Source organism: Streptomyces sp. DH12 (assembly GCF_020873895.1).
Classification (GTDB): domain Bacteria; phylum Actinomycetota; class Actinomycetes; order Streptomycetales; family Streptomycetaceae; genus Streptomyces.
On record NZ_JAHWGT010000002.1, the window covers coordinates 185,681 to 210,290 of the forward strand.

General features: G+C 70.8%; 30 protein-coding genes, 3 tRNA genes and 2 pseudogenes. 28 read left to right on the plus strand and 7 right to left on the minus strand.

The window, feature by feature from the left end:
* Positions 1-19: 19 nt before the first annotated feature.
* Positions 20-1,078, minus strand: coding sequence for a hypothetical protein (locus LPA54_RS02375; protein WP_228973371.1), 1,059 nt, complete (start codon positions 1,076-1,078; stop codon positions 20-22).
* A 15-nt stretch (positions 1,079-1,093) separates the two neighbouring features.
* Positions 1,094-2,047, minus strand: a complete 954-nt coding sequence (locus LPA54_RS02380) for a DNA/RNA non-specific endonuclease (RefSeq protein ID WP_228973372.1) — start codon at positions 2,045-2,047, stop codon at positions 1,094-1,096.
* Positions 2,048-2,365: 318 nt separating this feature from the next.
* Here LPA54_RS02380 and LPA54_RS02385 point away from each other — a divergent pair, with 318 nt between their 5' ends.
* Entirely contained in the window at positions 2,366-3,214 is an 849-nt protein-coding gene (locus LPA54_RS02385) for a caspase family protein (protein ID WP_228973373.1), read from the plus strand.
* A 40-nt stretch (positions 3,215-3,254) separates the two neighbouring features.
* On the opposite strand, the gene LPA54_RS02390 is transcribed toward LPA54_RS02385, so the two are convergent.
* The 3 genes from LPA54_RS02390 to LPA54_RS02400 form a co-directional block, all read right to left on the minus strand.
* The gene (locus LPA54_RS02390; RefSeq protein WP_228973374.1) at positions 3,255-3,584 is read right to left on the minus strand and encodes a hypothetical protein; all 330 of its coding nucleotides are present in this window, start codon (positions 3,582-3,584) and stop codon (positions 3,255-3,257) included.
* A gap of 121 nt (positions 3,585-3,705) precedes the next feature.
* Positions 3,706-4,305: an HPP family protein gene (locus LPA54_RS02395; protein ID WP_228973375.1), complete on the minus strand. Its 600-nt coding sequence runs from the start codon at positions 4,303-4,305 to the stop codon at positions 3,706-3,708.
* Between the two features lie 115 nt (positions 4,306-4,420).
* Complete coding sequence (locus LPA54_RS02400) at positions 4,421-5,833, minus strand: phosphoribosyltransferase family protein (protein WP_228973376.1); 1,413 nt, start codon at positions 5,831-5,833, stop codon at positions 4,421-4,423.
* A gap of 191 nt (positions 5,834-6,024) precedes the next feature.
* Here LPA54_RS02400 and LPA54_RS02405 point away from each other — a divergent pair, with 191 nt between their 5' ends.
* The 4 genes and pseudogenes from LPA54_RS02405 to LPA54_RS02420 all read left to right on the plus strand — a co-directional run.
* On the plus strand, positions 6,025-6,423 hold the full coding sequence (locus tag LPA54_RS02405; protein ID WP_228973377.1) for a cell division protein SepF: 399 nt from the start codon (positions 6,025-6,027) through the stop codon (positions 6,421-6,423).
* 78 nt (positions 6,424-6,501) lie between these two features.
* Positions 6,502-7,914, plus strand: coding sequence for an ATP-binding protein (locus LPA54_RS02410; protein ID WP_228973378.1), 1,413 nt, complete (start codon positions 6,502-6,504; stop codon positions 7,912-7,914).
* Complete coding sequence (locus tag LPA54_RS02415; protein ID WP_228973379.1) at positions 7,911-8,279, plus strand: nucleotide pyrophosphohydrolase; 369 nt, start codon at positions 7,911-7,913, stop codon at positions 8,277-8,279. Before LPA54_RS02410 ends, LPA54_RS02415 begins: the two co-directional genes overlap by 4 nt.
* Positions 8,280-8,404: 125 nt before the next feature.
* Positions 8,405-8,830: pseudogene (locus tag LPA54_RS02420) on the plus strand (DUF6099 family protein); the annotation flags it as partial.
* A gap of 230 nt (positions 8,831-9,060) precedes the next feature.
* Here LPA54_RS02420 and LPA54_RS02425 read toward each other — a convergent pair.
* Positions 9,061-9,303 (minus strand): hypothetical protein, encoded by a 243-nt coding sequence (locus LPA54_RS02425; RefSeq protein WP_228973380.1) that lies wholly within the window; start codon positions 9,301-9,303, stop codon positions 9,061-9,063.
* 178 nt (positions 9,304-9,481) lie between these two features.
* On the opposite strand from LPA54_RS02425, the pseudogene LPA54_RS02430 reads away from it, so the two are divergent.
* The 6 genes and pseudogenes from LPA54_RS02430 to LPA54_RS02455 form a co-directional block, all read left to right on the plus strand.
* Positions 9,482-9,589, plus strand: a pseudogene (locus LPA54_RS02430) (LLM class F420-dependent oxidoreductase); the annotation flags it as partial.
* A 38-nt stretch (positions 9,590-9,627) separates the two neighbouring features.
* Complete coding sequence (locus LPA54_RS02435; protein WP_228973381.1) at positions 9,628-11,397, plus strand: recombinase family protein; 1,770 nt, start codon at positions 9,628-9,630, stop codon at positions 11,395-11,397.
* Positions 11,398-11,853: 456 nt separating this feature from the next.
* A tRNA-Arg gene (locus LPA54_RS02440) sits at positions 11,854-11,926 on the plus strand.
* Between the two features lie 154 nt (positions 11,927-12,080).
* A tRNA-Trp gene (locus LPA54_RS02445) sits at positions 12,081-12,151 on the plus strand.
* 153 nt (positions 12,152-12,304) lie between these two features.
* Positions 12,305-12,377, plus strand: a tRNA-Pro gene (locus LPA54_RS02450).
* A gap of 75 nt (positions 12,378-12,452) precedes the next feature.
* Complete coding sequence (locus LPA54_RS02455) at positions 12,453-12,761, plus strand: hypothetical protein (protein WP_228973382.1); 309 nt, start codon at positions 12,453-12,455, stop codon at positions 12,759-12,761.
* Here LPA54_RS02455 and LPA54_RS02460 read toward each other — a convergent pair.
* Positions 12,758-13,363, minus strand: coding sequence for a hypothetical protein (locus tag LPA54_RS02460; protein WP_228973383.1), 606 nt, complete (start codon positions 13,361-13,363; stop codon positions 12,758-12,760). The genes LPA54_RS02455 and LPA54_RS02460 overlap by 4 nt on opposite strands.
* A gap of 401 nt (positions 13,364-13,764) precedes the next feature.
* On the opposite strand from LPA54_RS02460, the gene LPA54_RS02465 reads away from it, so the two are divergent.
* The 17 genes from LPA54_RS02465 (at position 13,765) to LPA54_RS02545 (ending at position 24,474) form a co-directional block, all read left to right on the plus strand.
* Positions 13,765-14,007: a hypothetical protein gene (locus LPA54_RS02465; protein WP_228973384.1), complete on the plus strand. Its 243-nt coding sequence runs from the start codon at positions 13,765-13,767 to the stop codon at positions 14,005-14,007.
* A 373-nt stretch (positions 14,008-14,380) separates the two neighbouring features.
* Entirely contained in the window at positions 14,381-14,896 is a 516-nt protein-coding gene (locus tag LPA54_RS02470) for a bifunctional DNA primase/polymerase (protein WP_228973385.1), read from the plus strand.
* Positions 14,897-14,944: 48 nt separating this feature from the next.
* Entirely contained in the window at positions 14,945-15,139 is a 195-nt protein-coding gene (locus LPA54_RS02475; RefSeq protein ID WP_228973386.1) for a hypothetical protein, read from the plus strand.
* On the plus strand, positions 15,139-15,600 hold the full coding sequence (locus LPA54_RS02480; protein WP_228973387.1) for a hypothetical protein: 462 nt from the start codon (positions 15,139-15,141) through the stop codon (positions 15,598-15,600). Before LPA54_RS02475 ends, LPA54_RS02480 begins: the two co-directional genes overlap by 1 nt.
* 80 nt (positions 15,601-15,680) lie before the next feature.
* Complete coding sequence (locus tag LPA54_RS02485) at positions 15,681-17,324, plus strand: terminase large subunit (protein WP_228973388.1); 1,644 nt, start codon at positions 15,681-15,683, stop codon at positions 17,322-17,324.
* A gap of 177 nt (positions 17,325-17,501) precedes the next feature.
* Complete coding sequence (locus LPA54_RS02490; RefSeq protein WP_228973389.1) at positions 17,502-18,848, plus strand: phage portal protein; 1,347 nt, start codon at positions 17,502-17,504, stop codon at positions 18,846-18,848.
* Between the two features lie 151 nt (positions 18,849-18,999).
* Positions 19,000-19,638, plus strand: a complete 639-nt coding sequence (locus tag LPA54_RS02495; RefSeq protein WP_228973390.1) for a hypothetical protein — start codon at positions 19,000-19,002, stop codon at positions 19,636-19,638.
* A gap of 39 nt (positions 19,639-19,677) precedes the next feature.
* A complete protein-coding gene (locus tag LPA54_RS02500) occupies positions 19,678-20,247 on the plus strand; it encodes a hypothetical protein (RefSeq protein ID WP_228973391.1) in 570 nt (189 codons plus the stop codon).
* Between the two features lie 27 nt (positions 20,248-20,274).
* Positions 20,275-20,670, plus strand: coding sequence for a head decoration protein (locus tag LPA54_RS02505; RefSeq protein WP_228973392.1), 396 nt, complete (start codon positions 20,275-20,277; stop codon positions 20,668-20,670).
* A gap of 13 nt (positions 20,671-20,683) precedes the next feature.
* A complete protein-coding gene (locus tag LPA54_RS02510) occupies positions 20,684-21,712 on the plus strand; it encodes a major capsid protein (protein ID WP_228973393.1) in 1,029 nt (342 codons plus the stop codon).
* A 23-nt stretch (positions 21,713-21,735) separates the two neighbouring features.
* Positions 21,736-21,954, plus strand: a complete 219-nt coding sequence (locus LPA54_RS02515; RefSeq protein WP_228973394.1) for a hypothetical protein — start codon at positions 21,736-21,738, stop codon at positions 21,952-21,954.
* Positions 21,955-21,956: 2 nt separating this feature from the next.
* Positions 21,957-22,334, plus strand: coding sequence for a hypothetical protein (locus LPA54_RS02520; protein ID WP_228973395.1), 378 nt, complete (start codon positions 21,957-21,959; stop codon positions 22,332-22,334).
* Complete coding sequence (locus tag LPA54_RS02525; RefSeq protein WP_228973396.1) at positions 22,331-22,684, plus strand: hypothetical protein; 354 nt, start codon at positions 22,331-22,333, stop codon at positions 22,682-22,684. The genes LPA54_RS02520 and LPA54_RS02525 overlap by 4 nt, the downstream gene beginning before the upstream one ends.
* The gene (locus tag LPA54_RS02530) at positions 22,684-23,046 is read left to right on the plus strand and encodes a hypothetical protein (RefSeq protein WP_228973397.1); all 363 of its coding nucleotides are present in this window, start codon (positions 22,684-22,686) and stop codon (positions 23,044-23,046) included. The genes LPA54_RS02525 and LPA54_RS02530 overlap by 1 nt, the downstream gene beginning before the upstream one ends.
* A 1-nt stretch (position 23,047) precedes the next feature.
* Positions 23,048-23,404 carry a hypothetical protein gene (locus LPA54_RS02535; protein ID WP_228973398.1) on the plus strand — a complete coding sequence of 119 codons (357 nt, stop codon included), beginning with the start codon at positions 23,048-23,050 and terminating at the stop codon, positions 23,402-23,404.
* A gap of 62 nt (positions 23,405-23,466) precedes the next feature.
* A complete protein-coding gene (locus LPA54_RS02540) occupies positions 23,467-24,054 on the plus strand; it encodes a phage tail protein (protein WP_228973399.1) in 588 nt (195 codons plus the stop codon).
* 99 nt (positions 24,055-24,153) lie between these two features.
* Complete coding sequence (locus LPA54_RS02545) at positions 24,154-24,474, plus strand: hypothetical protein (RefSeq protein ID WP_228973400.1); 321 nt, start codon at positions 24,154-24,156, stop codon at positions 24,472-24,474.
* Positions 24,475-24,610 lie beyond the last annotated feature (136 nt).

Consider the following 24,610-nt stretch of genomic DNA (forward strand, 5'->3'; position numbering starts at 1 on the left):
GGTCACACCAGGGCGGGGGTCATGCAATCCGGTCGAGGACCCGGCGGACCGGCTCCCGCACGAGCGGGTCGGCGAGGTACTCGCACGCACCGTGGTGGTTCTCGCTGCCGTTGACGACCAGCAGGTCGGTGACCCGGCCGGGCGGGCCGTACTCGGGCCGCATGGTGTGGTCCAGCGCCACCAGGTCGCGGGCGTCGGAGGCGTTCAGCCACAGCCGTACCCCCGGTGGGACCGCGGGCGGCGCGTCCAGCAGGTCCTGCACCTCCCGGACCGCGAGGGGCGAGCCGAGCGTCACGAACAGGTCGACGGGGATGTCCCGCGAGGCCAGCACCTCGTACGCCGCGATGCTGCCCAGGCTGTGCCCGACCACGACGAGCGGCCCGCCGCCGTCCCGGTCGCGGGCGTCGGCGGCGGCGTCCAGCGTGTCCGACACGACCTGCCGCACCGCGGGTCCGGCGCCGCCGAAGAAGTACGCGTGCACGTCCTCGAAGGAGTGCCGGACCAGCTGCCGGAACAGCGCCGTGCGGGCGGGCCGGGGCAGGGGCAAAGCCCGCGGCAGCGGCTCGGCGCCCCGCCCGGGGCGCGGCTCCTCGGCGAGGGCGAGCGCCTCGGCCAGGTACGTCATGCCGTGCAGCCACCCGCCGAGCGGCGCCCCGCCGCGGGCACCGGCCGGCGCGGGACCGGCCCCGGCGGCCGGGACCGTGCCGGCGGCCCGGGTGCGGGCCGTCCGCGCGGCGGCCCCCGAGGCGGTGCGGGCCGCGAAGTGGGCGGGGTCCTCCAGGGCCGGCTGCCGCGCCGGCGGCCCAGCGTCCGCCGCCGCTTCCGCTTCCGCTTCCGCTTCCGCTTCGGCTTCGGCCCCGGCCTCCGCTTCGGCCTCGGCGACCGCGCCGGGCCGGCCCTCCAGCGGGTCACAGACGGCGTCGGGAAGGGTGTCGGGCCGCAGCACCGGCGCCCAGTACGCCAGGTGCGACACGCTCCCCGCGTCGTGCCCGAACAGCGCCCGGTCCCACTGCGACCTGAGCAGTTCGGCACGCGGCTTGGGGCCGCTGCCGTGGACGTACACGATCCGGGGTCGCATCGGGCCTCCCGCGCCTCAGATGTCCATCACGGTCTCGTCGGGTGCCTCCAGCCGCCGCCACCGCGACTCCGGGGAGCGCGCCGCCGGCATCAGGTCGGCGCCCGGCAGGGGCCCGAGGTCCAGTCCGGTCAGCAGGGCCACGTCCGCGACCGGCACCTGGTACGTCCGGAAGGCGCCCAGCGGCGGAGGGGCGCCGGGCACCGCGCCGGCCAGCGCCCGGTCCGCGTCGCGCGTCAGGTCGGGGCTCTGGTCGAGGACGTACGCCGTCGCCGCGAGCCGCCCCTCGTGGACGAAGGCGGCGACCTTCCAGAAGCGCAGCGGCACCTGCACACCCCGGTAGGGCGGGTCCGCGTCGTGCAGCACCGGACCGGTCAGCACGGTGAGCTTGCGGTCGTGCCGCGCGGCGTGGTCGAGGAGGTGGTTCTCCAGCCCCTGCCACACCTGCTTGCCCTGGTTGAACACGTCGGCCTGCGGCGCGGCGTTCGTGTAGTGGAACGTGTCGGCGTCGGCGCGGTGGGCCACGGCGACGGCGCCCCACACCGGGTCGAGGCGGCGCACGAGATGGCCCCGGTCCAGGGAGTTGTCCCGGTACACCTCCGGTCCCGCCTGCCAGTCCTCCGCGACGCGCGGGTCGTACCGCCACACGTCGTCGCGCGGCACGTCCTCCACCAGCCGCCCGCCGTCGACGCACACGGCGGTGGCCGCCGCGAGCCGCCGGTCCGGCCGCAGCACCACGCTGAAGTGCGTGTACGGCAGGACGACCGTCTCCACGCCGGCCGCTGCCAGGCGCGGCAGCGGCACCAGGGGCCCGAGGAACGCCTCGTCGTACCCGCTGCGGTCGGCGAGCGCCCCGGCCCGGCCCTCCGGTTCCGCCCCGCCGTCCGGCCCGCGGCGGCGGCCCTCGGGACCGGCTCCGTCGCCCGGCTCGCCGCGGCCCACAGGCCCGTCCCGATCATCGGATGGGGTCATGATCTGACCAGTACCGCGCGCTCGCCTGCCCCCAACGGCACGGCCCCCCACGCCACCCCATCAGCGCACCCCCGGGGCGGGCCGTTCAGGCGGATTCGCGGTCCGGCCGCCGTACGCGAGGTTGGCCCGGCCGCCGCGCACGGAAGGCATGCGGACGACCGGTGCCAGACGACCGGTGCCAGACGACTGGTGCCAGACGACTGGTGCCTGACGACCGGTGCCAGACGACTGGTGCCTGACGACCGGTGCCTGACGACCGGCGACCGATCGGCCGGCGACCGATCGGCCGACGTCCGCAGCCCCCGCGAGGAGCCCCCCATGGCCGCTGCCGGCCTTTCCCTGCACATCGGCCTCAACACCGTCGACCCCGCCCGCTACGACGGCTGGGACGGGCGGCTGGCCGCCTGCGAGAACGACGCCCGCGACATGGCGGCCCTCGCCCGCGCCGCCGGCTTCTCCGACACGGTGCTGCTCGGCGCCGACGGCACCGTCGAGAACGTCACCGCCGCCCTGCGCGCCGCGGCGGACCGGCTCCGCGACGGCGACGCGCTGCTCGTCACGTACTCCGGCCACGGCGGGCAGGTACCCGACGACACGGGCGCGGGCGACGAGCCGGACGCCCTGGACGAGACGCTGGTGCTGTACGACCGGCAGCTCCTGGACGACGAGCTCAACCGCGAGCTCGCCCGGTGCGCCACGGGCGTGCGGATCCTGGTCGTGCTCGACTGCTGCCACAGCGGCACCGGCATCGAGGTGCGGGAGCTGCTGAGGCCCGAGGCCCTGGACGCCCAGTTCGGCACGGCGGACCCCGAGGGCGTCGAGGCGGCGTCCCGCCTCATGCCCCTCGCCCGGCAGGGCGCCCTCTACCAGCGGGACAAGGACTTCTTCCACGGCCTCCGACGGGAGTTGCGCACCGGCGGCGTCCGCCCGGCCGACGCGGTGCTGATCTCCGCCTGCCAGGACAACCAGCTCGCCTCCGACGGCCGGGTGAACGGCGCCTTCACCGGGACGCTGCTGGACGTGTGGGACCGGGGCGCCTTCCGCGGCGACCACCGCGCCTTCCACCGGGCGATCCTGCGCCGGATGCCGGCGAACCAGAGCCCGAACCTCCACGTGTCCGGCCACCCGCCGGAGGCGTTCCTCGCCGAACGCCCCTTCACCGTCTGAGCCCCGGCCGGCCGGCGGGGAGGCGCCGGGCCGGCGGCCGTCAGCCGAAGAGGGACCGGACCCGGATCGTCCGTACGGGCCGCTCCCGCCATGACGACGCCGCTCGCCCGGTCCGCGTGCCGCTCCCCGCCCCGTGCGCGGGCAGCCGCCCACCGGCGGTGCCGCCGCGCCCGCCGGCCGCCGGGCCGGGCTTCACCCCGGGCCGTCCGGCCGTGCGCGGGGTGCCGGTGGTCTCCTCTGCGCGCTCGCGTCCGGGCCGTCCGGTCCGTTCGGGCCGCCCGGTCCGTCCCGGCCGTTCGGGCCTTCTGGTCTCCTCGGGCCGCCCGGCCTGCCCGGTCCGCTCCGGCTCGGGTCCTGGTGTCCTCGTCACCGCGCCACCTCCTTCGCCCCCGTGTCGTCCGTCCCCCGCGTCCTTCGTCCCCACCCGCTCGGGGTCCACCCACGCGGGTCTCATCTGTTCGGGCCCCGGAACCTGTGCGCGCGTCGGCCGTTCACGGCACCGGCGACACCCGCTCGGTGTCCCGCCGGGGCGCCAGTCCGGGCAGCACCGGGTACGGGGCCGGCGGCGCCGGGGCCGTGCCGGGTGGCGGTGCGGCCCGGCGGCCGGCCAGCGCGGCCACCACGTCGGCCGCCGTCAGCAGCCCGGCCAGCGTCCCGCCGTCCGTCACCACCGGCAGCGCGTCGCAGTCGTTGGCGTCCAGCACGTCCACCGCGCGGCGCACCGGGTCCCGCTCGCGCAGCACCACGCACCGCCGGCAGCGCGCGAGGTCGCCCGCGTACCGCCGCGACAGCGACACCGCGGGCGCCGCGCACACCGCCGCCACCTCGGCCCGGTCCAGCACACCGGCGCAGCGGCCGTCGGGCAGGACCACGGGCAGGTGCCGCTCGCCGGTCCGTTCGAACAGCTCCCAGCAGACGAGCAGCGTCTCCTCGGCCGCGACCGCGACGAGCCGGGTGCGCATCACGTCTCCGACCCGCCGGTCGAGCAACGGTATCGACCCGGCCCCCGTCGGCGGCTCCCCGCCCGGGCCCGGCACCTCGACGGGGGCGGGGGCGCCGGGGGCGTCCCGTGCCGGCGCGTGCATCGTCATGACGGCCTCCCGGGCTGTGACCGCCGGAAGGAGCCTCCCGGCGTCGCCTTCCCTTCCACTGTGGGCCCTTTCCGGGGTGGTGCAAGAGGGCCGCCGCACCTCCCCCTTCCGGTGCTCATCCCGCACCCCGGGGCGCGGATCGCGGGAGGTGGCCCAGGAACCAGGCGGCGGCCGACCGCTCGACCCGCTCCATGGCCCCCGGCTCCTCGAACAGGTGCGTCGCGCCCGGCACCACCTCCAGCGCGTGCTCGCAGCGCAGCCGACCGGCGGCCCACCGGTTCAGCGGCAGTACCGACGTGTCCGCCCCGCCCACGATCAGCAGCACCGGCGCCCGTACGTCGCCGAGCCGGTCTCCGGCGAGGTCCGGACGGCCACCGCGGCTGACGACGGCCGCGACGTCCGCGCCGGGCTCCGCGGCGGCGGCCAGCGCGGCCGCCGCGCCGGTGCTGGCACCGAAGTAGCAGACCGGCGGGGTCCCGGCGCTGCGGAGCCAGGCCGTCGCCCCGGCCAGCCGCCGGGCCAGCAGCGGGACGTCGAAGACCCGCTCGCGGTCCCTCCCCTCGTCCTCGGTGAGCAGGTCGAACAGCAGCGTGCCCAGGCCCTCCCGCCGCAGCGCCCGGGCGACGGCGCGGTTGCGGGGGCTGAGACGGCCGCTGCCGCTGCCGTGCGCGAAGACCACGACGCCCGCGGCGCGGTCGGGCAGCACCAGGTCACCGGCGAGGCGTACGCCGTCGGCCACCACCTCGACCGGTCCGTCCGCCACCTCCGTGCCCGCCCCCCGCCCGGCTCCGCCGAGGGTGCGGGACGCGCCTTCGCTCCTGCCCTCGCCCCCGTCACCGCCGCCGCTCCCGGTTCCGCCCGCCGTTCCGGTTCCGGTTCCGTTCTCCGGCGCGGGCGGGTCGTGCCGGGCGAGCAGTTCGGCGACCTCCTCGTCACTCGTCTGCGTGAAGTCGTCGTACCACTGGCCGACCGAGCCGAACCCGTCGGGCGACGCCAGGCACACCACCTCGTCCGCCTCCCGCCGCAGCAGCGCCACCGCCTCGCGCGGGGCCACCGGCACGGCCAGCACCACCCGGACCGCGCCGTGCGCCCGCGCCACCCGGCAGGCGGCCAGCGCGGTCGACCCCGTCGCCACCCCGTCGTCCACCAGCACGGCGGTACGCCCCCGCAGCGGCACCGCGCCGCGGTCGCGCCGGTACCGGCGCAGCCGCGCCTCCAGGACCGCCCGCTCGGCCTCCTCCACCCGCGTCCGGTCGTGCTCGCCGACCGCGGCGGCCCGTACGACGGAGTCGTTGACGATCCGTACGCCGTCCTCGCCGATCGCGCCGAAGCCCACCTCCGGACGGGACGGCACCCCCAGCTTCCGCACCACCAGGACGTCCAGCGGCGCGCCGAGCGCCTCCGCCACCCGGTGGGCGACGGGGACCCCGCCGCGCGGCAGCCCGAGGACGACGGGGTCGCGCGGGTCCCGCGCCGCCACGGCGGCGGCCAGCCGCCTACCGGCGTCCGCACGGTCCGTGAACCGCATGCCGCCTCCCGCCCGTTCTGCCGGGATGCCGTCGGAGTGCGTGGTTCCTCCGCCTTCCATCGTAGGCACGCCGTGCGGGCCGGGCAGCAGGGAGCCTGAGCGGCGTCCGTCGCCGAACCGGTATGCCGACACGCCGTACACGCGCCGTGTCGCAGTTGGGCCGAACGGGTGAGGGAGGCGAGGATGGGTCCATGAGTAGGTACGAGAGGTACGACGTCACCGACGAACAGTGGGAGGGCCTGGCGCAGGTCGTCCCGCTGCGGGGGCGCGACGAATGGCCGTCGAGGGTCGACCACCGCATGTTCCCCGAGGACTCCGAGGCCGTCGCGCAGCGCCGCATGGTGGTGCTGCGCGTCCAGGTCTTCGCGGACGCGCGGGAGGTCGCCGAGTACCTCGTCGCGCAGGTCCCGGTGCTGCTGGACCTGACCAGCGCCGAGACCGACGTCGCCAAGCGCATCCTGGACTTCAGCAGCGGCGTCGTCTTCGGTCTCGGCAGCGCCATGCACCGGGTCGACCGGAACGTCTTCCTCCTCGCCCCGGCGGGTACGGAGGTCGAGGGCGCGGCGGCCGCGGCCGTCCCCCACGCGTAGCTCGTTCGTAGGAAGCCTGTTCGGGCGGAACGGTTCCCCTCGGGGCGCCCCCGGGACGCCCTCGTACGGTGGCCGACCATGGACTCCACCACGACGCGCGACCGCGCCGGCGGGGACGCCGCGCGCGACGCCCGGCACGCCGTGCGCGCCGCCCGCCCCACCCGCCCGTTACCCGGGGCGCGCCGCCCGGACGGCGCCGTGCCCGCCGCGCGCCCCGTGCGCCCGGTCGTCACCGAACTGCGGCTGTCCGCCTTCCGGTCGCACCGGGGCGCGGTGTTCCCGATCGGCCCGCTGACGCTGTTCACCGGCCCGAGCGGAAGCGGCAAGTCCGCGGCGCTCCAGGCGTACGAGGCGCTGGCCGGGCTCGGCGCGGGCGCCGCGCTGGACACGGTCTTCCCGGACCCCGGGGCCTGTGTGCCCGAGGGCGCTCCCGCGGACGCGCAGGGGCGGCGCGGCTTCCGCGTCGGCTGCACCACCGACGGGCCGGCCGGGCCGGTGCGGCTCGACCTCGCCGTCCAGGCCGAGCCGCGGCTGCGCGTGGTGGGCGAGCGGCTGACGGGTGGCGACGGGCGCACCCTGCTGGCCACGGCGCTGCGCGACCCGGGGCGCCGCTCGGTGCACGCCGAGTGGTACACCTCCGGCCCCGCCCCGGCGACCCGCGCGCCGCTGCCCGACGACCGGCTGGCCACCGCCCTGCTGCCGCTGCGCGTGGCGGGGAAGGACGACGGCCAGCTGCGGGTGCTCGCGGCGGCCGAGCAGACGCTGATGGCGCTGCGGTCGGTCTTCGCCTGCGACCCGCGCCCCTCGCTCATGCGCGCCCCCGTCGCGCCCGTCGAGGGCCGGCTGCGGCGCGGCTGCGACAACCTCGCCGAGGTGCTGCACCGCACCCGCGCCGACTGCGCCCGGCGGCACGCGCGGCTGGTGGCGCTGGCGCGGGCCGGGTGCGCTGGCCCCGTCCGGGGCGTGGACGCCGAGACGCTGCCGGACGGGACGGTACGCGCGCTGCTGGTGCGGCACGCGGCGGGCGACGGCGGACCCGGTCCGGGCGCGGGGCGGGGCGCGGGCAGGCCGCCCGGTGCCGGTACCGGCGCGGTCGGGGGATTCGGCGGGGCCGCGGCCGGGGGCGTCGGCGGCGGTGCCGTCAGGGGTGTCGGCGGCGGTGCGGTGGGCGGTCGGATCGCCGGCACGCCGCTGGACCGGCTCGGGGACGGCGAACTGCGCTACCTGGCCCTCGGACTGGTGCTGCTGACGGGGCCCGGCGTCCTCGCCGTCGACCAACCCGCCGAGGTGCCCGGACCGATGCAGGCGCTCACGGTCCTCGCGGACGGTTTCGACCGGGGCCTCGACGCCCGCCAGGCGCACGAGTTGACCGCCCTCGCCGCCGCGATCTGCGCCGACGGCCACATGCGGCTGATCGGCGCGGTGGGGGAGACGGGCGCGGGGGCCGCCCGCGCGTGCCCCGGGGCGACGGTGGTAGACCTGACCCCGTGACGGAACTGGACGTAGCGGGACTGCAGCGCAGGCTGGCCGAGTTCGCGGCCTCGCGCGAGTGGCAGCCCTACCACACCCCGAAGAACCTGGCGGCGGCGCTGAGCGTCGAGGCGGCCGAACTGCTGGAGATCTTCCAGTGGTTGACGCCCGAGGAGGCGGCCCGGGTCATGGACGACCCGGAGACCGCCCACCGGGTCGCCGACGAGGTCGCCGACGTGCTGGCCTACCTGCTCCAGTTCTGCGGGGCGCTCGGCGTCGACCCGCTGGCAGCGCTCTCCGCCAAGATCGACAGGAACGAGCGGCGCTTCCCGGTGGGACGGCCGCCGGGGCGGTCCGCGAGGGCGGATCGTCACTCTTCGGAGTGATCCACTTATTCAAACTGAGCTTCGTGTCCACAGATTTCCGAATTCCCCTGGTGTTTCGGCTCGGATGGCCTCACTCTGGGTAGTGAGTCAGTGAGCGGAAAGTCGTACGAACGGGGGCGGCGTACATGGATGCGGAGCGGCTCATCTCCCTCAGCCGGAGTGACCTCGCGGAGAGCCGGGGGGCGTTGGACGTCATGGCGTCCGTCTGGCAGGCGCAGAGCCTCGCCCAGGCGATCGGCGACCACCTGGCCCTCTTCGGGCCGCAGGAGCTGAAGGGCGACGCGCGCGGGCTCGGCGAGATCGGCGGCCGCGGCGTGCCCGGACCGGACCACCCGGTGCGGCGGGGCGCGGCGCGCGCGGCGCAGCTGTCCGGGATCTCCGACCCGCACGGCGCGTTACTCGCGCTGGGCGTGCTGCTGGGGGAGGTGGGCATCGCCCTCGTCGGGGTGGCCTGCGCCACCGACGAGGAAGGGCTCTACTGGCAGTGCATCGACGCGATCGACGCCGCCGACGAGTCCAGCGACCGGGTCCGCGTCATGCTCCGCCGGCTCACGGTCGGCGACCGCGCGAGACCTCCCGGAGGGGCGGCCGGCCAGCCGGGCAGGCGCGCGGGCCGGCCGGGGTGCACGGAGTGCGGCGGCGCGCCGCCCAGGGCGTCCGCGCCGCGGCCCGCGACGGGCGAGCGCCCGATCGACGGGGCGCGCCCGGAGCGGGTGGACGTCGCGGACCCGGCGGACTCGGCGGCGGGTTCGTGACCGTCGGGTGGAGGCGGGGGAGGGCGTCAGGCCGTCGGGCCCCCGCCGGCCCCGCCGCCCCCGTGGGTCCGGTCGCCCGCGCCGGTCCGGTCCGCCGAGGACTGCAACTCGGCGTCGAGCTGCGACAGGTCGGCCGTCAGCGCCGCCATCAGCTCCTCCATCTGCCGCAGCAGACCCGCGGGGGCGCCCGCGCCCTGCTCGGCGGGCTCACCCGGCGCGGACACGGTTCCGTCGTACAGGGCCTGTTCCGGCACGGCTTCCTGGGACATCACGGCCTCCTCGGCCAAGGCCCTCCCGGCGGAGGGCGGCACGTCGGCGACGCGCCGGCGGCTGCCGCCGGCACGCGGGCCGGGCGGTCCGGCACCGCCGGGCCAACGACCGGCCCGGCGAAGCGGTCACGGTACGTCACGGCGTGGTTGACGGTGTTCGAAGGTGCAGGATGGGCGCATGGACCTTCGCATCTTCACCGAACCGCAGCAGGGCGCCGACTACGACACCCTGCTGACCGTCGCCAAGGCCACCGAGGACCTCGGGTTCGACGCCTTCTTCAGAACCGGTATCGAATCTACCCAGTGAGCCACTAGGCTCCGTCCATGGAGCTCATCGCCCTGGGGGACAGGGATCATCAGGACATGGTCAGGGCAGTCACGTACGGGCGGCAGAGCCACAAAAGCGAGACGGACAGCCAGGCGTCACCGAAGATGCAGCGGGACACGGGGATCGCATACATCAACTCCCAGACCAACTGGCGCCACGTCGGGCACTACGAAGACGTGGGCCTCTCAGGATACGACCCCAACGTCTTCCGGCCCGACTTCGAGCGACTCATGGAAGATGCGCGCAAGAAGAAGTTCGACGTCGTGGTTATCTACATGCTGTCCCGACTCACGCGCCAGGGGGCGGCGGAAGCGCTGAAGATTCAACAGGAGCTTGCTCGACACGGGGTGGCGCTGGTGTCGACGCAGGAGCCATTCATCAACACGTCGGACGATAACCCGTTCGGCGTCGCCTTCTTTGCGCTCATCGCCGGCCTGGCGCACCAGGAGTCGAAGAACAAGAGCAAGTTCATTCGGGACACCTTCGCCAAGCTGAAGGCGAAGGGGTCGCACTCGTCGGGACCGGTCCCGTTCGGATTCGATGTGGACACCGTGAACGTCGACGGGATCACCATCCGCACACTCCGGCCCGGGAAGATGTCTTCGGCTGCGGGGGATGCTGTTGGTCCGGAATCCACGCCAGCCGACACCGTGGATTTCATCCTCCGCCAGGCTGAGGATGGGACCAACCCCTCCGCCATCGCCGACAAGCTAGTTCGGAAGCAGGCGCGGACGCCCATGGCACATCTCGGAGAGGAGGAGGGGAAGGCACTCAGGGCGTCGGCCGCGAAGCGTCGCAAGCGTACTGGAGATGACGCCGAATACGACTGGTCGGCGACGGTGGTAACGCGGATCCTCCGTGATCCCCGAATCGCGGGATTCGCCATCGGAGCTGTGAATCAGCACACGAAGCGGCGCGAGATCCTCCGCGACGAGGAGGGGCAGCCTGTACAGCCGCACACAGGGTTCCGGACGCCCGCGCAGTGGTATTCGATTCAGAAGTTCCTGGATGGCCGCGCACCCGCGGAACGTCGAGACCGGACCGGCGAGCGCACGTTCCTCGGGTCGTGGAACGTCCTTCGCTGTGGGCTGTGCGACGCCGGCATGACCGTGGCCAGGACCGCCCAGTCGTACGTTTGCAACCTCCGCCGTCGTGTCGGGGATCAGGAGCGCCACGTCCTGCGCATCTCGCAGGAGTTCGCGGACGCGATCGTCGCTGAGCGCGTGTGGGCCCGTCTGAGCGCACTAGACCCGTCGGACCCCGACGACCTGGAACTCCTCGCAGCAGCCGCGGAGCGGTTCGCGGTACAGGGGGCGAGCCCGGAGGCCGCGGAGGAGCTCGCAGAGCAAGAGGCGCAGTTGGAGCACGTGCAGGAGAGCATCAAGGCACTTACAGAGGACCGTGACGCCTACGTCGGGCCCACCGCCAGGGCGGCATTCCGGACCACGATGGCGAAGTATGCGGCGCACGAGGCCCGGTGTATGGAGCGCATCGCCGAACTGACAGCGCAAGCGTCGACGTCGACACGGCTGCCCCTCGATGAGTGGCTGGAGGACGACGACCCGTTTGCCGCGAACGGTCTCTGGGCCCGGTGGGGCGTCGACGACCGACGCGCGTTCTTGGCCCTCTTCGTCGACCACATCCGCGTAGCACCGGCCGGCGGCAAGAGTGGGTCAGCGCGAGAGCGCGCAGAGCGACGCATCGAGATCGAGTGGGTGAAGCCCGCCATCGAAGAGGCGGAGGAGCTGACTTTGGTCACGAGTTGATAACAACAACTCGGAGCCTCCGCAGAAGTCGGGAGCCGTCGACAGGCTGGGCGCGGCGGCTCCGATCGTCGGACGCCCCGCCTCCTCGTCCACAGCGAGCCTGTGGATAACTGCGCAGCGTCACGGAGATGCCGAGAGCTGCCACTCTGGGTACTCGAAGGTGGCCGATCGGGTGCCAAAGTGCCAAACTAACCCCTAATTTCATTTCTCTCTAACGCGCGTTAGAAGGAAAGGAAAAAGGGGGTTAGTTTGGCTTTTTGGCCTCAGTCTGTCTCCGCGGCACACTCACCCCGCACCCGAGACTGTCACACCCTGGCAATAACTAAGGTGAGGGAGGACGAGGCGGCGCCGGCGAATGGCGCGGCGCCCCGCTCCCTCCGACGGTCGGCAGCGCTCCCGCGGCTCCCCGCACTCTCCTCCGGGTAGAGCCGTGGTCGCAGCGCGCCGGCCGTCCTTGATCCCGTAGCTCAGTTGGACAGAGCGCCGGCCTACGGAGCCGGGTGCGGAGGTTCGAGTCCTCCCGGGATCGCTGCTGACGTGTGCGGGGACCGTGTGAGCGGACCAGGATCCGGGCGTCAGAGGACGTGGGGCGATGCCCGCGACGGCCAACACCCGGGCCTCACGGTCCGGAGGGGCGGACGGTCATATATCCCGGGGCGTCGGGCATATCCGGCCGACGCCGGGCGGACGTAGCTCAGTGGTAGAGCAACGGTCTCCAAAACCGTGCGCGGAGGTTCGATCCCTCCCGTCTGTGCAGAGTTGCCGCGCGATCACTGCCCCACAGCCGTTGCGGGCACATCACGGCAACACCCACCCTGGCGCCATGGAGGTGGGCGGACGGACGACGGTCCGCAGAAATCGGCGCGCACCCACGTGACGTCAGGTCGGCTCTGACGGTGGGTGGCTACGGGACGTAGCTCAGCGGTCAGAGCGCCCGGTTTGGGACCGGGGAGCCGCAGGTTCGAATCCTGCCGTCCCGACGTAGACCATGCCCCGCCGGAGGCCCGGAGGAGGGCCGAACCGACGGAGGCACCATGCCGAGAGTTAACGTTCCAGTGACCACGGCCACGCGCGCGGGCGCCGCCCTTGCGACGACGACCGGCGACGCGACGAGCCACCACGTGATGATCAACGACGGCCGGACCGGGATCATCGTCAAGAACACGGGCTCCACCGTCGCCCGTACCGTGACCTTCCGTATCGCCCAGACCGTCGACGGCCAGGCTGTGGCGCCGCGCACGGCGACGCTCGCAGCCGGCGAACAGAGGCTCTTCGGTCCCTTCGACGTGAACAGCTACGGCGGGAAGCTGGAGGTCGACGTCGACCACACCGAACTGACGCTGACGCCCGTGCGGATGGGCTAGCCCTTCGGCAGCGCAATACTGAACGCGGGGACCTCGCTCGCGCTGTCCCAATACGTCAGCGTCCCGCCCTTGCGCGCGACGTCCAGGACGACGGACCCAGTCACCGCCTGCCCCGGCTTGTACTCCGTATCGAGCTCCGGTCCGTCAAGGAGGTGCAGCGTCGTCGCGTCCTGCGCGGCCGTCGTCGCGTCCTCCCACTTGATTGCGCCGTAGCCGGCGAAGCTACCGTTCGCCTTGCCGACGTTCTTCAGCGTCAGCGTGAGGCGGACGTACTGCCCGTGCTCGGCGGGCGTGCCCACGTCGACGGCAGCAGCGTCCACGTACGCGGCTTCCTTGACCGTGATGGCGAACCGCGTGACCTCCTTCGGGTTCTCCCCGTACTCGTCCGTCTCGATGTCCGCGAACTGTCCCGTCTTGCCGACCTGCAGCACGGGCCCCGCGGATGCGGATGCGGATGGCGACGGCGACGGATCCGCTGGCGCTGCCTGGCTGGCCGCCTCCTTGAGCTCTTCCACCGTGACCGCCGGCTCCCGCTGCGACGAGCACCCGACGAGGGCACTGGCCACCACGGCGAGCGCCACGCACGTACCGATCTTGTTCATTTCCCCACCCCTGTGCATCGCGGCACTGTGCCGCATGGGCGCACAGCGTAGGGCACTCGCGCGCACCGTGGAGGCATCATGGCGTGGGAAGGAAGCACCCGACGTCAGCGTCTCCCGCGCGACTGGCCGCGCATCGTGCGCCGCATCAAGCGCCGCGACAAGGGCGTATGTGTGGCGAGGTACAGCGACGGCCGACAGTGTGGCCTGCCTGGCACAGACGTCGACCACATCGCCCCAGGAGACGACCACAGCGACGCGAACTTGCAGCTCCTGTGCTCCTGGCACCACCGACGTAAGAGCGCCGCAGAGGGCGGCACAGCAGCCGGCCTCACGCGCGTGCGTACTGCGCGCCCGACGCCCACACACCCGGCCCTGGAGGACTAGCCATGAGTGGTGCACACGTGGTGCTGGAGGAGGCAGACGACACGGGCGAAGAGGGTGTGATCGTCACGCGCGTCCTCGTCAACGGCGTCGACGTCGGGAAGATCACTGAGACTCCGAAGATCAGCGTCGGAACCAAGTCAAGCGGTTCGCTGACGACGATCACGCTGACGCTCGCGCCGAGTCGGCTGGAGATCCGCGGCGAGCACGCCGACGGAGAGCGTCGAGCGCCGCGCGCTGGCTTCGCAGCCAAGATCGACTGACTCAAGATCACCGGCACAAGATCATTGCTTCAAGATCACCAGGGGGGTGATCTTGAAGCCGAAGATCAGTTGACCGTACAGGTGCTGGTGTTCGCTGTCTGTACGGGTCTGGGGATCTGGCGCGAGGCGCCCACAGGAGCCCGCTGGAGGCCCGACCGCCGGCCCGCTGGGCTGATCCGGCCCCGGAAACGGGAGTCGGGCGCAAGGCGACTCAGTCTCACAGTAGCTTGCGTTTCCGCAGGTCAGACTATGGATTACCGTAACCGGCCGCGCTAGACTGGACCCCATGAACACACCCACTTGCGAGTGGTGCCCCAACAGGCTGGGGGCGCGACACTCGCACCGCGCGCGGTTCTGTTCTACGCGCTGCCGCATGGCAGCGCACCGCGCGGCGAAGAAGAACGTGATTCCAACGGAGCTGACGACCCGCGACAGGTGGGTCCGACGCGCCGCGGACAAGCGCCCGCTGACGACCGCCGGCATGGCGGCTTCATCGACGGACCCGCGGACCTGGAGCACGTACAAGGACGCCACCGCTTCGACGGCCGGCGTCGGTCTGGGCTTCGTCCTCTCCGACGAAGACGACATTGTCTGTCTGGACCTGGACCACTGCTTGAACCCGCTCACGGGCCGTCTGGCTCCGTGGGCCGCAGCCATCCTCCGCGACGCGGGCGCCACCTACGTAGAGGTGTCCCCGTCCGGAGACGGACTGCATGTCTGGGGCCGCGCCGACGTCCGACAGGGACGGCGCATTCGACGCCCCGACGGCACGGCCGTGGAGGTCTACGGCACGGGCCGGTACATCGCAATGACGGGGCGCCGACATGGCTCCTCCCCGTCCATCCTCGCGGACCTCTCCGCGGTGGTTTCCAAGCTGACGGCTCGCTAGCTCCCGACAGGGGACGGCGTCGACCGTTCCTTACCCGGGAGGTACCTCATGGCTCGTCTTCAAGTGATGCACCTGCCTGCGACGCCCGATGATCCCGCGCCGTTCCTGTTCGTGCTCGACGAGGTCGAGCCTCTGGACTTCGACTTCACCGACCCCGCGAACGCTGACCTCTTTGAGCATATGAAGGAAGCGACGGGTGCGCGGTACGTGCTGACCACCACGGCAACCCTGGAGGTGGTCTAGTGGCTGGCCGCGGACCCGCCCCCAAGGACCCGTCCAAGCGCCGCCGGCGCAACACCAGCGAGCCGGAGACGGTCATCGTCCCTGACGACGAACTCCGCGGCCCGGAGCTCCCGGAGGGCGTGCTAGGTGTCGACGACGACGGAGACCCCGTCGACTGGCACCCTATGACTAGGCTTATGTGGGACGAATGGCGCGCCTCTCCGCAGGCGCAGACATTCCTGGGATCCGACTGGACGTTCCTCATCGACACTGCCCTGATGCATCACACGATGTGGGCCAAGGGTCGATGGGAATTCGCCTCGGAGGTACGGCTTAGAGTGGCCAAATTCGGCGCTACGCCGGAGGACAGGGCCCGGCTGAAGCTCAAGGTCGACGACCCCACGAACGCCCGCCAGGCGCCCGTACAGCGCCCCGACGGAGTGACGGACATAAATTCCCGTCGCGCTCGCCTGACCGGTTAGGAGATCGCGTGCCGCACGCAATCGTGCGGGCCCCCGGTCATGACCGTAACGCCTCCATCGGGTGGCTATCGGTTGCATGGATGGAGTTTTTCGTCGTACACGGCCCTGGTGACGTTCAGGGAATGCCGGTACGCCACGGAGACGAGTACACAGGATTTGTCGTCGACTGTTACGGACTGGACAGCTCAGGCGGAAGCGAGGACGGGCGACGGCTGTACGATAGCGCGTTCTTCTCCCGCCCCAAGGGCTGTGACAAATCTGGTCTCGGTGCCCGCTTGGCGCTCTTTGAGGCGCTTGGACCCGCTCGATTCGATGGTTGGGCAGCGGGCGGAGAGGTCTACTGCGACCCGTGGGGGTTGGGGTTCGAGTACGTATACGCGACCGGAGAGCCGATGGGACGGCCGGTGTCCGTCCCGTACATCCGGTGTATGGCCACCGAGGAAGGCCAGACCGGGAATGTCTTCGACACCATCCACTTCAATCTGACTGAGGGCTTGCTAAGCCACGTTCCGGGGATCGACCCGGGACTTACCAGGATCAACCTTCCCGACGGCGGAGAGATCACCCCGACCACGGCGTCAAGCGCGTCGAAGGACGGCAAGAAAGAGACCTTCGTCGTTTTCGATGAAACACACCTGTATAACACACCCGAGCTTCGGCGCATGTACGCGACGGTGACCCGAAATCTACGCAAGCGGAAGAAGCTCGCGGAGCCGTGGTACCTCGAAACCACCACCATGTTCGCGCCCGGACAAGACAGCATGGCGGAGAAGACCTACGAGGAAGCGGAAGCGATTCGTGAGGGTCGCAAAAAGCGTGGCCGGTCCCGCCTCCTCTACGACCACCGCTGGGGCGAGTGCGTCAACCTGAAGGACGAGACTCAGCTCCGCGCCGCTCTTATCGACGCCTACGGCGACGCTATGGAGTGGATGGATCTGGAGTCGCTTGTCGATGATTTCTATGACACGCGAAACGACAGCTCCGACGGCCGACGTTACTTCTTGAACTCCCGGACCGTCGCCTCTGACGCGTGGATGGACCCCGATGCATGGGCCCTTTGTCGACGCGCGGAAGAGATAGCGGAAGGCGAACTCGTCACGCTCGGCTTTGACGGATCCATCCGCGACGACGCGACGGCGCTCACAGCCTGTCGTGTTTCCGACGGCCACCTGATGCTCCTCGGCGTCTGGGAGAAGCCGGAGGGCCCGGAGGGCGACGGCTGGCAGGTCGACCGCGAGTCCGTCGACGCCGCTGTTGCCCGCGCCTTCGAGCGCTTCGACGTCTGCGGCTTCTACGCCGACCCCCCGCACTGGCAAGACTACGTCGACCGGTGGACCGCGGACTTCGGCGACCGGCTCCAGGTGCGCGCCACGCAGGCTCGCCCGCTGGAGTGGTGGACGAATCGCCCGACGGCCATGGAGAGCGCGCTAGATCGCTTCATGGAGGCCGTAGAGGACAAGGGTTTGAGCCACGCGGAGTCGCTGGACCCCGACGAGGCGAGCCACTTCCTCCGTCTGGGCGCCACGCTGTCTCGTCACGTGAAGAACGCACGTCGTCGGCCGATGGGCCGCAACCACATGGGCATCGGTAAGGAGCACGCGAAGTCTCCAAAGAAGATCGACGCCGCAATGTCGGCCGTCCTCGCCTACGAATGCCGGGCCGACGCCGTCGCTGCCGGCATTACCAAGCGCAAGAAGCGCTCTTCTCGTCTCGTCGCTTTCTAGGAAGGGGGCCCCGTGCCTATTGATGCGTCACAGGTGGAGTCCCCTGGCTGGTGGCTCCAGCGACTGGGGAAGCAACTCCTTGACGAGCGTGAGGATTCCCGCGGCAGCGACGGAGAGGTAACGCCAGGTCTTGACACGCTGAGAGCCTACGCCGAAGGCCGTCCCCCACTGCCGACCGTGCCAGGAATCGACCCGCGGGAAGTCGCGGAGTGGATGAAAGACGCGCGGACGAACTGGACGTCCCTGGTTATTGACTCTCCCGTCGAGCGCATGGGCGTGGACGGGTTCCGATTCGGTGTCGACGGTGAGGACAAGGAGAGGTCCGCGAAGACGGCGGATGACGCCGCCAACCGCATCTGGCAGGAAAACCAGATGGACGCGGACTCGGACCTCATCCACTACGGCGCACTGTCGCAGCGCCGCGCATTTGTGCTCGTCGAGCGCGGCGAGGACGGGCGTCCTGTGCTCACGCACGAGACACCGCGTCAGGTGGCCGTAGAGCACGTCCAGGGCAGTCGACGCAAGCTCGCTGCCGGTCTGAAGTTGTGGCGCGACGACTGGACGGGAAACACGCGCGCGACGCTCTGGACCCCGACGGAGACACATCACTTCACAACGCGGAGCGAATACCCCGTCTTCACCGGCCGCGGATTCCGTCCGGGGTCGTGGGACGCGATGGCACTACCGAACGCCCGTGACGGTCGCGAGCCCAACGACCTGGGCGTTGTACCGCTGGTTCCGTTCATCAACCGTCGGTCGCGACGTCCAGCCGGCTTCGCTGAGCATGAGGACGTTCTGAGCAACCAGAACCGGATCAACCTTTCGCTGATCTACCTCATAGCGGCCATGCGCTACGGAGCTTTCCGGCAGCGCTGGGCCGCCGGCCTGGAAGTTGACGAGGATCCGATCACGGGTAAGCCGATTCAGCCGTTCCAGCTCGATATTCGGAGGCTGTGGACCACGGCGGACCCCGAAGTGAAGTTTGGGGAATTCTCGGCGACAGACCTCGTGCCGTACGTCCGCGCCGTCGAATCTGCTGTCCAGGATCTCGCGGCCATCAGCCGCACGCCTCCGCACTACCTCCTTGGCCAGGTCGTCAACGTCAGTGGCGACGCACTGAAAGCCGCGGAAACCGGCCTCGTTTCGAAGGTCCGGGACCGTCAGCGGGCCTTTGGCGAGAGCTGGGAACAGACGATGCGGCTTGCGTTCCGCGTGCTGGGCGACGAGGCGCGTGCCAACGCCTACAGCGCCGAAACCCTTTGGCGCGACCCGGAGTCCCGCAGCTTGGCAGAACTCGCGGATGCCGCCGTGAAGAAGCAGGCGGCCGGCGTTCCGTGGCGGCAGCGCATGGAGGATATGGGCTACACGCCGCAGGAGATCGACCGTATGGAGATCGACCGTGCGGCCGACGCACTTAACGCGACGCCGGTGGAGCCGACGTCTCTTCAGGGCGCCCGCGAGGCTCGCCAGCAGCGCGACCCGCGACCCGTGATCGGACGTGGCAGTGTCCCTGACGCGGCTTGACCGGCAGTACGGGCGGGCCGTCCGCGGCGTCTGGACGTCAGTCCTGGGGCGCACTGACCGGGCGTGGCGCGAGCTAGGGTCCTGGCGCGACGCCGACGCCCGCCGCTTCCAGCGCACGACCCTGCCGGTGATTCTTGCGGGACAGCGCCAGGTGGCCAGCCTGACGGCCACGTACCTGGAGACGCTCTACCGCGAGATCGCCGACGAGCCGTCGCGCGTCCGCCTCGACCTGGACGACGTGACCGGCCGCGCCCTGCGGGGCGTGGAGCCGGCGGAGGTCTACAGCCGCCCCTTCGTGGAGATGCGTACCGCACTCGCGGCCGGCGAGTCGCTGGACGCTGCCGTCGTCCGCGGTGCAAGGCGGCTGGAGACGATCACCAAGACGGACTTGCAGCTCGCTCGCACGCACACGGTCCGAGAGGTCACCGCAGAGCAGCCGGGCGTGGAGTACACCGTCCGTGAGCTCCAGGGCGAGTACGACTGTGCGCTTTGCATGATCGCTTCAACACAGCGCTACCACAAGCGCGAGTTGGCGCCGATCCATCCCGGCTGCGACTGCCTCGTGAAAACGGTCCGCGCCGACTACGACCCAGGCCAGATCATCGACGAGGAGCGCCTAGAGCGCATTCACGAGCTCGTAGAAGAGGCCATCGGACAGGCGGACCGCGGAGGACGAGCGGTCGACTACCGAAAGATCATCATCGCCAACGAGCACGGCGAGATTGGGCCCGTCTTGGGCTTCCGGGGCCAGCGGTTCACCGGCCCCGACGACATCAACCTTCCGACCTGACGCCCGCCATGGGCTGACGACTCCCGACAGGGGAACACCATGAGCACGCCTCCCGAGCCGGTCACTCCTCCGGCCCCGCAGACTCCGCAGGTCAACGAGCACGGCTATCCGGACAACACTCCGACGGCCGACATGACGCCGGAACATCAGGTCGCCTACTGGAAGCACCACGCGCGCAAGCACGAGGCCGCTGCCAAGTCGGCCCCCGACGCCGCGGAGCTGGAGCGCCTGCGCGCCGCTGAGGCAGAGCTCGCGACCCGCAAGGCCGCCGAGATGACCGACGCACAGCGAATCCAGGCGGAGAAGGATGCGGCGGAGGCCGCGCGCCAGGCCGCCGAGCGTGAGCGCGACGAGGCCCGCGCGGAGACTCTCCGCATCCGGGTTGCGGCCGACAAGGGCCTGACGCCCGCACAGGCTGAGCGGCTCCGCGGCTCCACCAAGGAGGAGCTGGAGGCGGACGCCGAGGCGCTGCTGACGGCGTTCGGTGTTGTCCAGGGCGGCACTCCAACGCCCCCTCCCCGTGTCGGCGGTCCCCGCGGGAACGACGTCAAGCCGACCACGACCGTGACGGCCGGCGCTGAGCGCTACCGCCAGAAGCACGGCAAGTAACCACCCACTTCTACGGAGGGAATCCGTATGGACCTCAGCCTCAAGACTGAGAGCTTCACGCAGGACCGTCGGGATTGGCTGGGGTCCGCCCACGGCACCGACGCCCCTGTGTCCGTAACGCTGGACGTCACCAAGTTCACGAGCGGCACGCACTACCCGGGCGGATTCATCAAGTCGGGCATCCCGCTCGGCAAGGTGACTGCGACCGGGCTCTACGGGCCGTACGACAACGCGGCCACCGATGGCCGTGAGGTCTGCGTGGGCTTCCTGTTCACCGCGCAGGACGTCAACGCCCGGGGCGTCACGTCGACGAAGGCCGTTGGCTCGATGCTCCTGCACTGCTTCATCCGTGAGGCGAAGCTCCCCGTCGCCATTGACTCCGCTGGCAAGGCCGACCTTGGCGCCCGCGTCGTCTTCGTCTGAGAGGCCCTGATACATGCAGCTCATCACTGAGTACGCGACTCCGGCGGAGCTCACGGGCTACGCCCGCGAAGCGCTGCGGGATCGGGAAGAGAACACTTTCTCCCTCAACCGATGGCTCCCGAACGACACGATCAACGATCTTGTCTATCGCTTCAACAAGGGGGGCGGCGGCCTCGTGGAGGCGGCCGTCTTCCGGGCCTTCGACGCTGAGTCGGACATCGGGACGCGCTCCGGTGCCGCACGGGTGACCGGCGAACTTCCTCCGATCAGCCGCAAGATGCCTGTGGGCGAGTACGAGCAGATCAAGCTTCGTAACGTCGACTCTCAGGGTGCGGAGATTCGTGACGCGATGGAGGCGGACAGCGTCAAGCTTGTCAACGCCATCGCGGCCCGCATCGAGCTCGCGCGTGGTGACGCCCTGTTCAACGGCGCCGTCACGATCAACGAGAACGGCGTCTCTGCCGGTGTCGACTTCGGCCGCAAGGCTGAGCACTCCGTCACGGCCGCCATCGCATGGAACAACACCGAAACGTCGCTGGCCTACGACTACTTCATGTCGTGGCTTGACGTCTACAATGACACGAACGGCGACCTCCCCGCCGCGACGCTGATGTCTCGCAAGGCGTACAACCTCCTGCGGCGCAACAAGCAGGTCAGGGAGCTCGCATACCGTGGCGCCTCGACGTCCCCGACCGTGCTGACGCGCGATGACCTAAACAACATTCTCGGCGATTTCGACATTCCGCCCGTCGTCATCTATGACGCGAAGGTCTCCGTGGCTGGCGTAGCCACGCGAGTGACCCCCGAGGACAAGATTTGCTTCCTGCCGGCGCAGGGCGACGCGGCCGGTAAGACCCTGTGGGGTGTGCCGGTGGAGGCCACTGACCCGCGCTACGGGCTCCAGGGCGACGCCGCTGGTGTGGCGGTGGGCGGCTACAAGAGCGAGGACCCGCAGACCGTGTGGACCCGCGCGACCGCTATTGCGCTTCCGGTCCTTGCGGCCCCGGACCTGACCTTCGTCGCTGACGTCCTGTCCGCCTGATTAGACACGTAAGGAGCTCGCGCATGGCCAAGCTAGCGACGGTCGTCCACGTCACGGACGACAAGGGAGTGAGCCACGTACTCACCCCCGCTGACGAGGTCCCAGCGTGGGCCGCGTCGCAGATCACCAACCCGAAGGCGTGGGCGGTGCCGCCGGCCTCCGTGAGTCGACTCGCGGAGCCTGATTCCACCCCCTCGAAGTCGCCGGCCAAGCGTGCGGCGCCCCGTCGAAAGGCGGGGTGACGATGGCGCTGTTCAGCGCGGCGGAGCTTCGCGTCCTCCTGCCCCGGCTGACTGACGCGCAGTATGACCTGGCGCATGAGCTGACAGAGGACGCCATCCGCGGGGAGGTGGGGGACCGGCTGACGGACCCCATGCCGCCTGGCGTCAAGAGCGTCGCCGTTGCGGTCGCAGCTCGGGTACTGGCAAACCCACAGGGTGTCCGGTCGGAGCAGGCGGGCGGCATGCTCGTCACCTACGCGGACACGCAGACTGGCGTAGTCCTGTCAGACGACGAGCGGCGCCGGCTCCGGCGGGCCGTAGGGCTGTCCGGTGGTGCCTCGATGTTGGACATTGCACCAGCGGACGTGGCCCCGCACCCCACCGTGTGGCGGCCGACGTGAACCTGATCGACGCCCTACATGACGACAGCGTCGTCATCGAGCGCGACGGGCCGCCGGTCCGCGACTCAACGGGAAGCGTCGTTCCAGGCCCGCCCGTGCATATCACGGTGGGTGGCGCCACGGTGCTGAGCGCCTACGGCGTGACGGTCGGCTCCTCGTCGGAGGAGGTCGACGCCCGGATGACCGTGACCACGCGCCGGATCCTGAGCGTGCCCCTCGGTACGGACATCCGCCCGGCGGACCGGGTCCTCCACGGTGGCCGGCGCTACCAGGTAATCGGCGCTCCACTCGACCTAGCGCACACATCCCTTGCCCGCACTGAGGCAGCCGTGGAGGAGGTGACCGGCTGATGGCGCAGTACAGATCCAAGTACACCGGCCGATACTCCGGCATCGGCACGATGCTCAGCCGGCCATGGCTGCAGGCCCCGTGTGTGGCCAAGGCTGCGGAGATTCAGGCCCTGGCACAGGCTGCGGCCCCGGTCGGTGATCCGACGGAGGACGCGCACCCGGGGCTCTACAAGGCAAGCTTCGTCACGGTGCCGATCTTCAAGGACGTGCCGTTCCGTGGCCGGCCCCGGCAGCGTGCCAGCGCCCGCGTGATGAACCGCGCCCCGCACGCCTGGCGCGTGGAGCACGGCGACGGACGCGTCCCGCGGTATGCGCCGCTTCAGAAGGCGGTCGACGCACTGAAGGCGGCTCACCGTGGCTGACGTGGAAGCCGTCATCGCGCCGTGGATTGAGTCAACGTTCGGCGCGTTCACTGCCTCCGTTGTGCCGGCCGACCTGGAGGACCGGCTCCCTGTCGTCCGCGTGGAGCGGATGGGGGGTGCTGACGACCGGTTCGCCGCGCATCCGCGGGTAGCCGTGGACGTGTTCGCCGCCACGGCGGACGAGGCGCGGACGCTCGCCAACAACATTTGCGACGCCCTCGTCTTCCTCCGCGGCCCGGTGGGCGGCGCCGTGGTGCGCGGTGTCCGCTGCGACGCCGGCCCTTCGCGTCAGCCCTGGAGCAACCCGGGCGTTCATCGACGTGGCGCGACCTACACCGTGAGCCTCCGGGCCGCGTAAATCCCTCATTCTCCGACCCGATGCCGGCGGCATTCGGGTCTTTCGCATGCCCTGGAGGGCTCATGGCGGATACCCGCAATGCCGATCTGACCTTTGGTGCGAGTGACTATCTCGTTTACGTCGCGCCCCTGAACACTGCCAGCCCGACCGGATTCGCCGACCCCAGCACCGCATGGCAGTGCATGGGATGGGTGACCACGGACGGCGGCACTTTCTCCATTGAGGACGAGTCCACGGACGTCCAGGCGGCCGGCTCGCTGGAGCCGATTCGCACCCTGATGACCCGCTCCACGAAGACGATGCAGGTCACGTTCCAGGAGGCTATTAACCCTCTGGTGCGAGCCCTGTACGACAACGTGCCGGTTTCTTCGCTTGAGCCGACGTCGGGCGCCGTGACGTACGGCCTCCCGGACAAGCCAAACGATCTCCGCTACGCGTTCCTCTACGACACGATCGACGGCGACAAGCGGAATCGGTACTACATGCCGAACGGGAAGGTCACGGCCCGCGGGGAGGAGCAGCCGCAGACCACCGACGTGTGGGCAGTTCAGATGACCTTCACTTTCTACAAGGGCCTCACCCTGCCCGCCGTTACGCGCTCCATCGATTACGGCGGTGTGGACGTGAGCGGATTCTTCCCGACTCCGTAATGACCAGCGGAGCCCTGTACCGCGCGGGTCCGGGGCTCCGCTTTCCTCCCGCACGACCGACCCGCGCAGCCATTCACTGACTTTAGGAGACCCGCGCGCATGACTGAGATTACCCCCGCTGAGGCGCAGGAGACGGAGGCCCTGGAGGGCTTCGGCGTCGCGTCGCTCTGCGGAACTGACCTGCGCATCAAGAGCGTCGACCAGTGGCGCCCGTCCTACCTGCGAGCCCTCCGCCAGGGCGACTACGACACCTGGGCAGCCGGCGTACTGCACGAGGACGACGTTCAGACGTTCGTGGACCTGGACGCCACTTTCGCGGAGATCAACGACTTCACGTCGGCCGCCATGGAAGCCGTCGGAGAGACCCCGGGAAAGTCTGGCGGACGTTCCACGTCGCGACGGAGCACGCGGAAGCGCTAGAGGCGGATCTCGCATTCCGCGGTATCGACCTCTTGGATTGGTACCGCGGACGCCTGTCTATCCGGCGACTCCGGATACTGATCGACCATCTTCCGCCGGAGTCGGCGACGAAGACAGCTATCCGGAACTCGATCCC

What these genes read in the sequence shown, in the direction of transcription:
- LPA54_RS02395 (WP_228973375.1), bottom strand. Translation starts at nt 4,305, where the DNA reads ATGACGATGCACGCGCCGGCACGGGACGCCCCCGGCGCCCCCGCCCCC.
- LPA54_RS02385 (WP_228973373.1), top strand. Translation starts at nt 2,366, where the DNA reads ATGGCCGCTGCCGGCCTTTCCCTGCACATCGGCCTCAACACCGTCGAC.
- LPA54_RS02515 (WP_228973394.1), top strand. Translation starts at nt 21,736, where the DNA reads ATGGCCAAGCTAGCGACGGTCGTCCACGTCACGGACGACAAGGGAGTG.
- LPA54_RS02460 (WP_228973383.1), bottom strand. Translation starts at nt 13,363, where the DNA reads ATGAACAAGATCGGTACGTGCGTGGCGCTCGCCGTGGTGGCCAGTGCC.
- LPA54_RS02530 (WP_228973397.1), top strand. Translation starts at nt 22,684, where the DNA reads ATGGCGCAGTACAGATCCAAGTACACCGGCCGATACTCCGGCATCGGC.
- LPA54_RS02475 (WP_228973386.1), top strand. Translation starts at nt 14,945, where the DNA reads ATGGCTCGTCTTCAAGTGATGCACCTGCCTGCGACGCCCGATGATCCC.
- LPA54_RS02500 (WP_228973391.1), top strand. Translation starts at nt 19,678, where the DNA reads ATGAGCACGCCTCCCGAGCCGGTCACTCCTCCGGCCCCGCAGACTCCG.
- LPA54_RS02400 (WP_228973376.1), bottom strand. Translation starts at nt 5,833, where the DNA reads ATGCGGTTCACGGACCGTGCGGACGCCGGTAGGCGGCTGGCCGCCGCC.
- LPA54_RS02425 (WP_228973380.1), bottom strand. Translation starts at nt 9,303, where the DNA reads ATGTCCCAGGAAGCCGTGCCGGAACAGGCCCTGTACGACGGAACCGTG.
- LPA54_RS02510 (WP_228973393.1), top strand. Translation starts at nt 20,684, where the DNA reads ATGCAGCTCATCACTGAGTACGCGACTCCGGCGGAGCTCACGGGCTAC.
- LPA54_RS02410 (WP_228973378.1), top strand. Translation starts at nt 6,502, where the DNA reads ATGGACTCCACCACGACGCGCGACCGCGCCGGCGGGGACGCCGCGCGC.
- LPA54_RS02485 (WP_228973388.1), top strand. Translation starts at nt 15,681, where the DNA reads ATGGAGTTTTTCGTCGTACACGGCCCTGGTGACGTTCAGGGAATGCCG.
- LPA54_RS02540 (WP_228973399.1), top strand. Translation starts at nt 23,467, where the DNA reads ATGGCGGATACCCGCAATGCCGATCTGACCTTTGGTGCGAGTGACTAT.
- LPA54_RS02505 (WP_228973392.1), top strand. Translation starts at nt 20,275, where the DNA reads ATGGACCTCAGCCTCAAGACTGAGAGCTTCACGCAGGACCGTCGGGAT.
- LPA54_RS02470 (WP_228973385.1), top strand. Translation starts at nt 14,381, where the DNA reads ATGGCAGCGCACCGCGCGGCGAAGAAGAACGTGATTCCAACGGAGCTG.
- LPA54_RS02545 (WP_228973400.1), top strand. Translation starts at nt 24,154, where the DNA reads ATGACTGAGATTACCCCCGCTGAGGCGCAGGAGACGGAGGCCCTGGAG.
- LPA54_RS02375 (WP_228973371.1), bottom strand. Translation starts at nt 1,078, where the DNA reads ATGCGACCCCGGATCGTGTACGTCCACGGCAGCGGCCCCAAGCCGCGT.
- LPA54_RS02380 (WP_228973372.1), bottom strand. Translation starts at nt 2,047, where the DNA reads ATGACCCCATCCGATGATCGGGACGGGCCTGTGGGCCGCGGCGAGCCG.
- LPA54_RS02520 (WP_228973395.1), top strand. Translation starts at nt 21,957, where the DNA reads ATGGCGCTGTTCAGCGCGGCGGAGCTTCGCGTCCTCCTGCCCCGGCTG.
- LPA54_RS02435 (WP_228973381.1), top strand. Translation starts at nt 9,628, where the DNA reads ATGGAGCTCATCGCCCTGGGGGACAGGGATCATCAGGACATGGTCAGG.
- LPA54_RS02405 (WP_228973377.1), top strand. Translation starts at nt 6,025, where the DNA reads ATGAGTAGGTACGAGAGGTACGACGTCACCGACGAACAGTGGGAGGGC.